Origin of the sequence: Sporomusa sp., assembly GCF_035561155.1 — a bacterium.
Lineage (GTDB): Bacteria > Bacillota > Negativicutes > Sporomusales > Sporomusaceae > Sporomusa.
Window position 1 is genome coordinate 130081 of the sequence record NZ_DATMYD010000153.1, and the last position, 13816, is coordinate 143896.

A 13816-nucleotide genomic window follows, 5' to 3' on the forward strand; every position below is an offset into this window, starting at 1 on the left:
CGTATTTTTAATTCGCTAAGAGTCTGCAAAAGCGGGCTCTTATTTTTTTTTCTTTAGAGTGCGACAGGAAAAGAGGAACGTGTGGAGAAAATAAATATGTTTAACCCTACTTAACATTGGGAGGAAGCTATGAATAAAATTTTTGACCGCCTGAATCCGGCTCAGCAGGAAGCTGTCGCCCACACCAACGGGCCACTCCTGATTATGGCAGGCGCCGGTTCAGGAAAAACCAAAGTACTGACTAGCCGGATTGCCAACCTGCTGGCGCAGGGGGTGGCGCCTTACAATATTCTTGCCATTACGTTCACTAACAAAGCGGCCGCTGAAATGAAAGAACGGGTGACTGGCATTGTCGGTCTGGCTGCCCGGGATATTTGGCTTAGCACGTTTCACGCCTTTTGTGCTAAATTTTTGCGTATGGAGATTGAAAATCTGGGCGGGTACAATCGCAATTTTGTTATCTATGACGCCGGTGACTCCCAGACACTTGTCAAGAACTGCATTAAGGAACTCAATCTTGATGACAAGCAGTTTACTCCCAACGGTGTTCAATCTACCATCTCTAATGCCAAAAATGCGCTGCAGGATGTGCGGGAATTTACCTCCCAGGCCGATAATTTCTATAACCTCAAAGTAGCCGAGGTGTACAAGCTGTATCAGAACAAGTTAAAAGTCCATAACGCTCTGGACTTTGATGATCTTCTAATGCTTTCGGTTGAGCTGCTGGAATATAATGCCATGGTTCGGGAAAAATATCAGGATAAGTTTCACTATATCCTCATTGACGAATACCAGGATACTAACCGTGCCCAGTATCTGTTGGCCCGGACGCTGGCCGCTAAATACCGGAACCTGTGCGTGGTAGGTGATGTTGACCAGAGCATTTATGCCTGGCGGGGTGCAGACATTCAAAATATCCTGGACTTTGAAACAGACTACCCGGACGCCAAGGTAATCAAACTTGAGCAAAACTACCGCTCAACGCAGACTATCCTGGACGCTGCTAACGCTGTTATCGAACATAACTGCAATCGTAAGGCAAAGTCACTATGGACCGATAATCAAGCAGGTGATACAATAACACACTACCTGGCAATGGATGAGCGGGACGAAGCCCGTTATATCGCCGATAATATCATTAAGCTCAATACAGTATACCGCACACCCTATAAAGATATCGCCATCCTGTACCGTACTAATGCGCAGTCACGGGTTATTGAGGAAGGGTTGCGAAATGGCGCGATACCGTATACTATGGTTGGCGGACTTAGGTTCTATGACCGTAAAGAAATAAAAGATATTATGGCTTATATTAAACTGGTTTTCAACCCGTCTGACGCCATCAGCCTGCTCCGCATTATTAATGTGCCGCGCCGGGGAATTGGTGATACTACGATTGGGCGTTTGGCTGACTATGCAGCCAAAAACAATGTGCCGCTGTTTGACGCTGTATCGAATCCTGATTTGGTTCCAGGCCTTACCGCGCGTGCTAAAAATCAGCTGGAATCGTTAGCTGCGCTTATTTTCAACCTAATGGCCTGTCAGCATACACTAGCTGTTGCCGATCTAGTGGAGAAAGTCATGCGCGACTCAGGCTATTTGGCTGAACTTGAAGCCGACGATGACCCCCAGTCAGAGACCAGGATTGAAAACCTGAAAGAACTCAAGAGTGATGCCAAAAAATTCGCTGAGAACGAGCAGGACAACACGCTGGAAAACTTCTTGAGCCATGTGGCCCTATTGACAGATACCGATAAGTCTGAAGAAAGCGATGATAAAGTTACCCTTATGACATTGCACTCAGCCAAAGGGTTGGAGTTTCCCACTGTATTTCTGGCTGGCTTGGAGGAAGGGATCTTCCCGCATGTCCGTACCCTCATGGACGAACGTGAAGTGGAGGAAGAACGCCGGTTATGCTATGTGGGTATCACCCGGGCCGAGCGCAAGCTTTATATTTCAAATGCCAGACAGCGCATGATCTATGGTAATTCAGTATGCTATTCGCCATCCCGCTTTTTAGATGAAATTCCGCCTGAGCTTATCGAACGCTATGCGCCGAAGCGGCCCAGCTATGTAGCGCCGATGCAAAGCCGTCCGGCTGCCGCGACTATGGCGCCGCCTACGACCATGCCTAAACCGGAACTGATCCTTCTTAAAGACCCGGTTCTTTCTACGGCACAGTCGAGCAATACCGACTGGAAGCCCGGCGAAAAGGTATATCACGCTAAGTGGGGCACAGGCACGATTGTTGCTGTTACTGGCAGCGGCAGCAACCTGCAGCTTAGTATTGCTTTTCCCAATGAAGGCATAAAAAAACTACTGGCCCAAATGGCGCCAATCAGCAGAGTCTAATACACTCTTTTCGGGGGTTAGAGGCATGAATACAGTGATACCGGCTAGCTTAGCTGCTGCCGCGCAAGAAATTGAAGACCTAAGAAAAACCATTCATTATCATAGCCACCGCTACTATGTGCTCGATAATCCTGAACTTAGTGATGCTGAATATGACCGCCTGCTCAGACAGCTCATTGATATTGAAACAGCCTACCCCTCGCTCATTACGCCTGATTCACCTAGCCAGCGCGTGGGCGGGGCTCCGGCTGACGGGTTTGAACGGGTAGCCCACCTAACGCCGATGCTTAGCTTAGGCAACGCTTTTTCCGCCGGCGAGCTGAGGAGTTTTGATGCCAGGGTTAGAAGCGGTCTTGACAGTGCCGACGTAGAATATGTTGTTGAACTCAAGATTGATGGCTTGGCTATGAATCTGGTGTATGAACAAGGCAGACTCAGCCGGGGCGCTACCCGGGGCGATGGTACGTTCGGCGAAGATGTGACAACAAACATCCGTACCATCAGGTCGGTGCCACTGGTGTTGCATGAGGATGGCGGTATTCCGCCACTTTTGGAGGTGCGCGGCGAAGTATATTTGCCCAGGCGCGAATTTGACCGGCTTAACACACTCAGGGAGACGGCCGGCGAAGCACTAATGGCCAATCCCCGGAACGCGGCCGCCGGTTCTATCCGCCAGCTTGACCCCAAAATCACGGCTGAGCGGGCTCTCGATATTTTCATGCACGGCTTAGGGACGGAAGAGGGACTTGGTGTGACAACCCATTCTGCCATGCTGGAAAAGCTGCAGACACTGGGTTTCAAAATAAACCCTAATTACCGGCTATTTAATAACATTGAGGATGTTGCAGCATATTGTGAAAGCTGGGCCGAAAAGCGGGTTGACTTGCCGTATGATATTGACGGCTTAGTGATTAAGGTCAACAGCCTGGCCAGCCAGCGCGTCTTGGGTTCGACAGCCAAAGATCCGCGTTGGGCGATTGCTTATAAGTTCCCGGCAGAGCAGGCAACCACCGTTGTCGAAGATATCTTTGTACGCGTAGGGCGCACCGGTGCACTGACCCCAACGGCTGTACTGAGGCCGGTACGGCTGGCTGGCAGTACTGTCAGCCGGGCTACCCTGCACAACGCTGATTATATTGAAGAAAAAGACATTCGCATTGGCGACACTGTGATTGTGCATAAAGCCGGGGAGATTATTCCTGAGGTGATATCGGTTGTGACTAACCGTCGCACAGGCAGTGAGCAGCCCTTTATTATGCCGGCCGCATGTCCGGAATGCGACAAGCCTATTGTGCGCGAGCCGGGGGAGGTGGCCCATAAGTGTGTCAACCCCCGCTGCCCGGCGCTTCTCCGTGAAGGATTGATCCACTTTGTTTCCCGTGATGCCATGAATATAGACGGTTTGGGGCCGGCTGTCATTGCCAGTCTGCTGGAAGCCGGGCTTGTACAGGATGCAGCCGACCTATACAGCCTAAAGCCGGAAGCCCTAGCCGCCCTTGAACGTATGGGCGAAAAATCGGCCAAAAATCTGGTCGCAGCCATTGACGCCAGTAAAGACGCAGGTTTAGCCCGCGCGCTGTTTGCTCTTGGCATACGATATGTTGGTGCCAAAGCCTCGACAATTCTGGCCCAGAGGTATGGCGACATTGACAGACTGGCTGCAGCCGGTGCTGAAGAGCTGATGACAATTGACGAGATCGGCCCCAAGATTGCCGAAAGTGCGGCAAACTATTTTGCCGATCCCGATAACTTGGCATATATTGAAAAACTCAAGGCAACTGGCATAAAGCTGACAGAGGAACGTAAAGCCACTGTAAGTCAGGAACTGGCTGGCAAAACCTTTGTATTGACAGGAACGTTGTCGATGGCGCGCAAAGAAGCCGAAGAGCTTATCACCGCTTGCGGCGGCAAGGTGTCGTCAGCTGTTAGCAAAAAGACCAGCTATGTTGTTGCTGGTACTGAGGCCGGCAGCAAGCTGGACAAAGCCAATGAACTGGGCATCACTGTCTTGGACGAAGAACAGTTCCGGACGCTGGTGCAAAAGCCGCAGGCATGATATAATATCTGTTATTGAAAATATTGGCACATTTGCCTTTAGGAAGGTGATAATATGAAAATAAACCGCCAAGCTGTAGAAAATGTAGCCCTGTTATCCCGGCTGGAGATGGCACCCGAGGAATTGGATGCGTATGCTGTACAGCTTAACGCTATCTTAGAATACGCTGATGTTTTAAATAAGCTTGATACCAAAGGTGTCGAGCCGACTGCCCACGTTTTACCGCTCAAGAATGTCATGCGGCCTGATGTGGTCAAGCCTTCACTGCCGCGGGAACTGGCATTATCAAATGCGCCAGAGGCTGAGGATGGCTACTTTAAGGTTCCGAAGATAATGGAAGGGTAAGGATTGGAGGTCAAGAAGTGGAATTATTTAAACAGACTGCACATGCTCTGCACGGCATGTTGGTAAAAAAAGAAATATCGGCCGTTGAGCTGGCAAAGAACATATTTGCCAGAACAGACGATGTCGAATCTAAGATACGCTCCTACATAACTGAGACAAGAGAACAAGCGCTGTCTCAGGCAGCCGCCGTTGACGCTAAAATTGGGCGTGGCGAGACAATTGCGCCACTGGCCGGAATTCCTGGCGCGCTCAAAGACAACATCTGTACCAAAGGGATTAAGACTACCTGTGCTTCCAAGATTCTTGCTAACTTTGTTCCGCCTTACGACGCCACTGTTGTAGACAAGCTGGCGGCGCAGGACGCTGTTCTGACAGGTAAAGCAAACTGCGACGAATTTGCTATGGGTGGCTCTACGGAAAACTCGGGTTTTTTTGTATCCCACAACCCCTGGGACACTGACCGTGTGCCCGGCGGTTCAAGCGGTGGCTCAGCCTCGGCGGTGGCAGCCGGTGAGGCTATTTGGGCCCTCGGCTCAGATACCGGCGGTTCCATCCGCCAACCGGCTGCTTACTGCGGCAATGTCGGCCTTAAACCAACCTATGGCCGTGTATCCCGCTATGGCCTGGTGGCCTATGCCTCGTCGCTTGACCAAATTGGTTCCTTTACCCGGGATGTCACCGACTGCGCCCTTGTGCTTAATGCGATCGCCGGCTATGACGCTAAAGACTCTACTTCCATTAATATCGACGCCCCTGACTATACCAAGGCGCTCGTAAACAATGTCAAAGGTCTCAAGATTGGCCTGCCGAAAGAGTATTTTGGCGCCGGTATTCAGCCGGAAGTCGCCGCGACCATTAAAAAGGCTGTTGACCAGCTGATTGCCATGGGTGCTGAGGTCAAGGAAGTGTCCCTGCCGCACACCGAGTATGCTCTGCCTGCCTATTACCTGATTGCCCCGGCTGAGGCCAGCTCCAATCTGGCCCGGTATGACGGCGTAGGGTTTGGCCATCGTGCGGTAGGCAACGATATTATTGATATGTATAAGAAAACCCGGAGTGAAGGCTTTGGCCCTGAGGTTAAGCGCCGCATTATGCTCGGCACGTACGCCCTAAGCTCAGGTTATTATGATGCCTACTATCTGAAAGCCTTACAAGTGCGCACCTTGGTCAAGCAAGACTTTGACAAAGCCTTTACCGAGGTGGATATCCTGATTACGCCGACAGCACCGACTACCGCTTTCAAAATTGGCGAACTCAGCGACCCACTGGCTATGTACCTGCAGGATGTCTGCACCATCCCGGTTAACCTGGCCGGTCTGCCAGGTATATCAATACCTTGCGGCTTTGTTCAGGGTCTGCCTGTCGGTATGCAGATCATCGGCAAACCGTTGGCAGAAGCCACCATTATTCAGGCGGCTTACGCCTTCGAACAGGCTAATGATTACCATACGCGTTTTGCGCCGCTGGGGGAGGTTTAACGCCATGAAATATGAAACAGTTATTGGACTTGAAGTCCATTCAGAACTTAAAACCGAATCTAAAATATTCTGCGGCTGCAGCACCAGATTCGGCGCCGATCAGAATACTAACGTATGCCCGGTATGCTTAGGGCTGCCGGGTGTGCTCCCGGTCATTAATGAAAAAGTAGTGGAGTTCGCTGTCCGGGCAGGCTTGGCTCTCAACTGCCAAATCCTGCCGTTCAGTAAATTTGACCGCAAAAACTACTATTATCCTGACCTGCCCAAAAACTATCAGACCTCGCAGTATGACCTGCCGATCGCTGTCAACGGTTACCTGGATATTGAAGTGAACGGCGAGACCAAACGCATCGGGATAACCCGTGTACATATGGAAGAAGACGCTGGCAAGCTAGTTCACTCAGGTACTATCAGCAATAGTGAGTATGCCTTGGTTGACTATAACCGGACAGGTGTGCCGCTGATCGAGATTGTGTCCGAGCCTGACCTGCGGTCACCTGAAGAAGCCAAGGCTTATCTGGAAAAAATCAAGGCTATCCTGCAATACATTGATGTGTCTGACTGCAAGATGGAAGAAGGCAGCCTACGCTGTGATGCCAACGTCTCGCTCCGGCCTGCCGGCACCGAGCCCTTTGGAACTAAGGCTGAATTAAAGAACCTTAACTCCTTCCGGTCAGTGCAGCGTGGTCTTGAGTATGAGGTAGAACGCCAGACCGAGCTGCTGGAAGAGGGCGGCCGCGTCATTCAGGAGACACGCTCCTGGGACGAAAATAAGGGGATAACATTATCGATGCGCAACAAAGAACAGGCGCATGATTATCGCTATTTCCCTGAACCTGAACTTGTTCCTATCGTTGTTGACCCGGCCAGGGTGGAAAGTATCCGGGCCAGCCTGCCTGAATTGCCTGATGCCCGCAAGGCCAGATTGATGGCAGACTACGGTCTGTCGGCCTATGATGCTGAGACCATCACTGTCAGCCGTGCCATGGCTGACTATTATGACGCCACCGTTAAGGCTGGAGCTGATGCCAAGGCGGCAGCTAACTGGCTGATGGGCGATGTATCCAAGCATCTTAACGCTGCCGGTAAATCTGTAGAGGATTGCCTTGTTGCGCCAGCGCAGTTGGCTGGTTTGATTGCACTGATCACTAAAGGTACTATTTCCGGCAAGATTGCCAAAACAGTATTTGAAGGCATGTGGGACAGCGGCAAAGATGCCGAGGTCATTGTGAAAGAACAGGGGCTTGTCCAAATCAGTGACGAAGGCGCTATTGTTGCCATAGTTGACGGTGTTATTGCCGCCAATCCGCAGTCAGTGACTGATTTTAAAGCCGGTAAAGAAAAAGCAATTGGCTTCCTGGTCGGTCAGGTTATGAAGCAAAGCAAAGGCCGTGCTAATCCGGAGCTTGTAAATAAGCTGTTAAAAGATCGACTGTCCTTACTGTAATATAAGCATAAATTCCCAGACAGGGCGCGGTTTTCCGCGTCCTTTTTTTGCATGAAAGCCTATCTGACCGCGCATAATGGTATTGATACGCCTAAAAATGAGGTTATTATCATGCTAAAAGCTACCTGGGATTTACGAGCCGTATTATCTGTCCATATCTTGCGCCTGGCAGTCGGAATACTCATTGTGCGGCTGGTATATCCGCTTTTTTTCAAGGCGAGTCCGTTGGTCATCGAACTGACTGATCGCCTGATTGTACTGGCTTTAGTGCTGTGGAAAGTCCGCGATACCAGGGGTGACTTGAGAGCGCTGGGGCTTTCGTTAAACAACTGGGGGCGAAATATCGTGAAAGGTCTGGCAGGCGGGCTGGCACTATTATTTATCAGCCTCTATAGTGAGCGCCTGTATACCACAGTGCTTTTGGTTTCACCGACCCAGCACCCGATAGTAGCCCAGGTACAGGCAGCCTGGTCCTGGCAGCAGCTTGTTATTCCGTTGTTTCTGGCCGGTATTGCTGCACCGGTTACGGAAGAAATGCTTTATCGACTATTTACATTTCTTCCTCTGAAAGACAAGTGGGGGCTGTGGGGCGGAGCCTTATTCAGTGCCGCAATTTTCGCCCTGTTCCATTTCAACGCCTATTGGCTTGTTGAGATGATTATTGTTGGCATAGGTTTTGCCTTACTGTATTTTTGGACAGGGTCCTTAATAACCTCGATTACGGCACATTCTTTCATAAATACCAGCAAAATAGTTATGATGTACCTGGGTGTGCCGCTCATTTAGCAGGATTTTTTTGGCAGGCAGTAGAAAAAAACATCTATGTGACTAAATTTGCATAGATGGAGTGATGATGATGTGTAAAGAGCAAGAAGCCAGCTGCCTTAAGCCTGATGTCAACTGTCCATGCCCTAAAACTGAATGTGACAACTTTTCGCAGTGCTGCAAATGTGTGTCAATTCACCGCGCCAATGGTAGTCCAACAGCCTGTATGGCCGCGCTTGTTAGCAAGTAATCACAAAAGCGGGTCTGCGGCGCTTATGCTTGGGTAGATGAAAACAAAGGGAGGACTTCTTTTCATGACCATAAGTCAGGAATTGCCGGTCGAAAAACTCCGCTTTAACTGTGATGACAGCGTGTTTAACTTTGCTACAACGGAAACAGTGTCGCCGCTTGAGGTCATGATTGGTCAGGAACGGGCGGTAAAAGCCGTTGAATTTGGCCTGTTTACCAAAAATCCCGGCTACAATATCTTCATCTCTGGTTTAGTCGGCACTGGTAAGATTACGTATGCCGAAGCTGCGGTTAAGAAAGTGGCCAGCCAGCAGGAACTTCCCTACGACTGGTGTTATGTAAATAATTTAGAAACCCCCGGACAACCCATTGCCTTAGCGTTGCCTGCTGGGATGGGGCATGAGTTTAAGCAAGACATGAAAGAGCTTGTTGAGGACTTGAAAACTAATATTCCTAAGGTATTTAGCAGTGAGGATTATGAGCAGGCCAAGCAAAGCTTGCTAAAACAATACCAGGAACAACGGTCAGTAATGGTTGAAGAGTTTACTCAATACGCTGAATCACAGGGGATTTCTCCACAATGGAGTTCAACAGGTTTTGTTGGTCTGCCGATGGTGGACGGGAAGGCATTAGCTCCTGAAGATTTTCAAAAATTGGAAAAAGAACAGCGTGATGCGATTGAGAAAAACTTGTTTGCCGTCCATGAAAAAGGTATGGATGTTGTTCGTCGTATTCAACTGCTGGAACGGGGAACACGCGAAGAATTAAAACAGCTTGATATCAAAATCGGACTGTATGCTGCCGGAAATTTGGTTGATGAACTTAAAGCCAAGTACGATGGACACAAGACGGTTGTCGATTACTTGGAGGCCATCAAGCAAGATGTATCAAAAAATGTCAACGAATTTAAGCCGCAGCCTGAAGAAGACAATAATCCTTTGGCTATATTTAAACGGCCTGCCCAAGACGCCAAAGATAAGTACAATGTCAATCTCTTAGTAGAGCATCGGGAGACCCAGGGCGCACCTGTCATTGTTGAAATTAACCCCACCTATTACAATCTAGTGGGGCGGGCTGAATACGAAACCCGTATGGGCGTCGTCAGCACCGACTATACGATGATCAAGCCAGGAGCTTTACACAAGGCCAATGGCGGCTACTTAATCTTAAATGCCCGTGATGTGTTGGCAAATGTCGGTGCTTGGGAAGCATTAAAACGGGTGCTCAAGACCAAAAAACTGCAAATTGAGAATCTGGGTGAGCAATATGGCGTGTTGGCCATGGCCTCGCTAAAGCCAGAGCCCATTCCAATCAACGTAAAAGTCGTATTAATTGGTAATCCATACATCTACCAGCTTTTATACAACTATGACGAGGATTTCCGGAAATTGTTTAAAGCCCATGCCGATTTTGATGTTGTTATGGAGAACAATCCTGTCAATATTCAAAAACTGGCAGGTTTTATCAGCTCAACTGTCAGCCGGGAGAAACTCAAGCATTTTGACAAGTCGGCAGTGGCCCGGATTGTTGAATACAGCTCACGCTTGACCGGGTCACAGAACAAACTTACCACCCGGTTTAATGATGTTGTTGAGATCCTGTGCGAAGCCGATGTCTGGGCTACCATGGATAACAGCCAGATCGTTACCGCAGATCATATTAAAAAAGCGATTGAAGAAAAACGCTACCGTGCCAATAAATATGAAGAACGCCTGCAGGAGATGTTTGCCGAAGGGCATCTGTTAATTGACACAGAGGGTGAAAAAGTAGGCCAAGTCAACGGGTTGGCAGTTCTGTCAGTCGGCGAGTACATGTTTGGCAAGCCGTCCCGTATTACCGCCAATACCTATCTTGGTAAAAGCGGTATAATCAATATTGAGCGTGAGACCAAGACCAGTGGTACCAGTCATACTAAAGGGGTGCTCATCTTAAGCGGTTATCTGGGGCAAAAATATGCGCAGAAACATCCGCTGACACTGACTGCCAGTCTGACCTTCGAACAACTCTATGACGGCGTTGACGGCGATAGCGCGTCAAGCACTGAACTGTACTCCATCTTGTCAAGTGTGTCAGAGTTGCCGATCAAGCAGTATATCGCTGTCACCGGCTCTGTTAACCAGAAAGGCGAGATTCAGCCTATCGGCGGCGCGACAGAAAAAATCGAAGGCTTTTTCTCAGTATGCAAGCTAAAAGGGCTGACAGGCAACCAGGGTGTCATGATTCCACACCAAAATGTCAGCAACCTCCAATTGAGTGATGAAGTTATTGAAGCAGTACGCCAGGGTAAATTCCATATCTACCCGGTTAAGACTATCGATCAAGGCATCGAAATCCTGACAGGAACACCAGCCGGTGAACTAAACGCTGATAGTACTTATCCTGCTGGTACCGTTAATGCTCTTGTCAGTCAAAAACTTAAAGAATACACCGATACTCTGATAAAACTAGGAAAGTCTTCAGACGATAAAGAAAACACGGCTTCCGCCGAGCGTTAGCGAAAGCGAAAGCCGATGTTGCCCTTATCCAGGCGGAAAGTTAACCTTTCTAACAGGATAAGAAAGATTGAGCAAAGAGGGCGGATATCTCCGCCCTCTATTTAACATATTGAAGAAAAGGTGACATTTCGTGGTAAATAAAGTTTCATTAGTTCCTGTAGAAAAAGGACAAAGCTATAGTATCGAGATTACCGGACTAGGCCATAGCGGTGAGGGCGTAGGCCGTTACCAGGACTTCACAGTATTTGTGCCGCACGCCTTACCAGGAGAAACAGTATCAGCAGTCATTACTACAGTCAAAAAAACATATGCTGTTGGCCGCCTTGTAACCGTTCGCACCCCGTCACCTCACCGGATTACTCCGGAATGTGCCATATACAATAAATGTGGCGGCTGCCAGCTGCAGCATTTAACCTATGAGGAACAATTACATAGCAAGCGGCAGCAGGTGGTTGATGCTGTTACCCGTATTGGCAAATTGCCTGAGGTCGTCGTTCATCCGACACTCGGTGCTGATACTCCCTGGTATTACCGCAATAAGATGCAGTTTCCTGTGGGGCATAAAAATAGCGAAATCCTTATAGGCTGCTATGCCCAAGGCAGCCATGATATTGTAGATACAGATAATTGTTTGATCCAGCATCAGGTCAATAACGATATCGTCCGGGAAGTCAGGTCAGTGATTGGCGAACTCGGCATTGAACCCTATGACGAGCTTACCGGTCAAGGCATTATTCGTCATGTCCTGGGACGGGTAGGTACGGCTACAGGCGAAGTCATGGTAGTAATGGTAACAGCAACTGACCGCCTGCCGCAGCGTGAAGCGCTGATTGAACGGCTAAAAAGCAACATAGCAGGACTTGTCAGTATTGTTCAAAACGTTAATTCTAAGCGCACCAATATCATAATGGGTAATGAAACGGTTACTCTTTGGGGACGCGACACGATCACCGACAAGATGGGCGAATTTAGTTTTGCCATATCGGCAAGGTCATTCTTTCAGGTTAATACGTCCCAAGCCGAGGTGCTCTATAACCAGGCCGTCAAGTACGCCGGCTTGACCGGCGCTGAAACAGTCATTGACGCTTACTGTGGCACAGGCACCATTACCCTGTTCCTAGCCCGCCAAGCCGCACAGGTATACGGCATTGAAATCGTCGAACCGGCCATCATCGACGCCCGCAAAAACGCCGTCACCAACAATGTGCGTAACGTCGAGTTTATTGTCGGCGATACCATCGACATTATGCCGCGCATGTTTAAACAGGGCATCAGACCAGACGTCATTGTCGTCGATCCACCCCGTGCCGGTTGTGAGCAAAAAGTTCTGGAGACCTTTGTGCGCATGGAACCAAAGCGTATTGTCTATGTATCCTGCAATCCCGCGTCACTGGCCCGTGATTTGGCTGTTTTGAGCAGCTTGGGTTATGTGGCACGGGAGATTCAGCCTGTTGATATGTTTCCGCAGACGTTTCACGTTGAGTCAGTTGCGGTGATAGAACGGAAAGCCCAGGAATAGTAATAGTTTGGGTTCTGGTGCAAAAAATAAAGCCGTGATACAATCTAACCCAAAACTTGAAATTCGGGGTAAAGAGAATGTCACAAAACGTATTTAAATGGAAGCATTTCGAGTCAGATATTATAATGGTGTGCGTTCGATGGTACCTCAAATACCCGTTAAGTTATAGGATGCTTGTTGAAATGATTGAAGAAAGAGGCTTAAATTTAGCCCACACCACTATTATGAGATGGGTACATCAGTATTCTCCAATTATTAGCGACAGAGTCAGAAAACATCTTAGACCAACAAATGATTCGTGGAGGATGGATGAAACGTATCTGAAGATTAAGGGTAAAAATGCATATTTATATAGAGCTGTAGACTCTGCAGGAAATACCATCGACTTTTTTGTGTCTGAACATCGTGATAAAGATGCAGCGAAGAAGTTCTTCAAAAAGGCTCTGAAAGCCATACATAATCAGCACCCAAGAGTAATAACGACTGACAAGTATGCTGCAACTGAAATTGCTATTCATGAAATGATTTATAGTGGAACTCTTTCAGTCGGAACAACACTCCGGAAAGTACAATATCTAAACAATATAATTGAACAAGACCACCGGTTTATTAAACGAAAAGTCAAACTAAAGCTTGGGTTTGGCAACTTTGAGACTGCTGAGAAAACAATTTGTGGAATTGAGACCATGCATATGATTAGAAAGGGGCAGGTTGAAGAAATTCAACGTGTCCTTTCTGAAGTTGAATTTATAAACAAGATTATGGGTATCGTAGCTTGATCTTCTTGTGAAAGATAGGGCCTCTTTGCCTTTGTATAATTTTCGCACCAGAACCAATCCTTTTGCGGGTAGAGTAATCTGCGGTTCCTGCTGTCAGATTTTTGGCAGGAAAGTATGGAACTCCACCGATGGATGGCTTAGAAGAATCATCTGGCGATGCAACGGCCTATTCACCGTCTGGAGTTTTTTGACTTTTCCGGGATGCCGCTATGAGCCCGTCAATCAGCAACTCTATTGATTTATCCAGCATTGCTCCTTTTAAAGGTATTAAATGCGGCGGAATAACAGCCTGATTGACAATTAGGCTCGCGATCCCCTGCGTGTGAGCCCA

At 48.5% G+C, this 13816-nt stretch carries 9 protein-coding genes; all 9 read left to right on the plus strand.

Annotation, left to right across the window (positions count from 1 at the left end):
* Positions 1-129: 129 nt before the first annotated feature.
* The 9 genes from pcrA (at position 130) to VN447_RS21010 (ending at position 13485) form a co-directional block, all read left to right on the plus strand.
* Complete coding sequence (pcrA, locus tag VN447_RS20970; RefSeq protein ID WP_325527983.1) at positions 130-2352, plus strand: DNA helicase PcrA; 2223 nt, start codon at positions 130-132, stop codon at positions 2350-2352.
* 25 nt (positions 2353-2377) lie between these two features.
* Positions 2378-4408, plus strand: a complete 2031-nt coding sequence (gene ligA, locus VN447_RS20975; protein WP_325527985.1) for an NAD-dependent DNA ligase LigA — start codon at positions 2378-2380, stop codon at positions 4406-4408.
* A gap of 54 nt (positions 4409-4462) precedes the next feature.
* The gene (gene gatC / locus VN447_RS20980) at positions 4463-4753 is read left to right on the plus strand and encodes an Asp-tRNA(Asn)/Glu-tRNA(Gln) amidotransferase subunit GatC (protein ID WP_325527987.1); all 291 of its coding nucleotides are present in this window, start codon (positions 4463-4465) and stop codon (positions 4751-4753) included.
* A gap of 17 nt (positions 4754-4770) precedes the next feature.
* Positions 4771-6231 (plus strand): Asp-tRNA(Asn)/Glu-tRNA(Gln) amidotransferase subunit GatA, encoded by a 1461-nt coding sequence (gene gatA, locus VN447_RS20985; RefSeq protein ID WP_325527989.1) that lies wholly within the window; start codon positions 4771-4773, stop codon positions 6229-6231.
* Between the two features lie 4 nt (positions 6232-6235).
* Positions 6236-7678, plus strand: coding sequence for an Asp-tRNA(Asn)/Glu-tRNA(Gln) amidotransferase subunit GatB (gene gatB / locus VN447_RS20990; RefSeq protein WP_325527990.1), 1443 nt, complete (start codon positions 6236-6238; stop codon positions 7676-7678).
* 111 nt (positions 7679-7789) lie between these two features.
* On the plus strand, positions 7790-8464 hold the full coding sequence (locus VN447_RS20995) for a type II CAAX endopeptidase family protein (protein ID WP_325527992.1): 675 nt from the start codon (positions 7790-7792) through the stop codon (positions 8462-8464).
* Positions 8465-8757: 293 nt separating this feature from the next.
* Positions 8758-11187, plus strand: coding sequence for an ATP-binding protein (locus VN447_RS21000; RefSeq protein ID WP_325527994.1), 2430 nt, complete (start codon positions 8758-8760; stop codon positions 11185-11187).
* 130 nt (positions 11188-11317) lie between these two features.
* A complete protein-coding gene (gene rlmD / locus VN447_RS21005; RefSeq protein ID WP_325527996.1) occupies positions 11318-12706 on the plus strand; it encodes a 23S rRNA (uracil(1939)-C(5))-methyltransferase RlmD in 1389 nt (462 codons plus the stop codon).
* 77 nt (positions 12707-12783) lie between these two features.
* Complete coding sequence (locus tag VN447_RS21010; protein ID WP_325527998.1) at positions 12784-13485, plus strand: IS6 family transposase; 702 nt, start codon at positions 12784-12786, stop codon at positions 13483-13485.
* Positions 13486-13816: the final 331 nt, after the last annotated feature.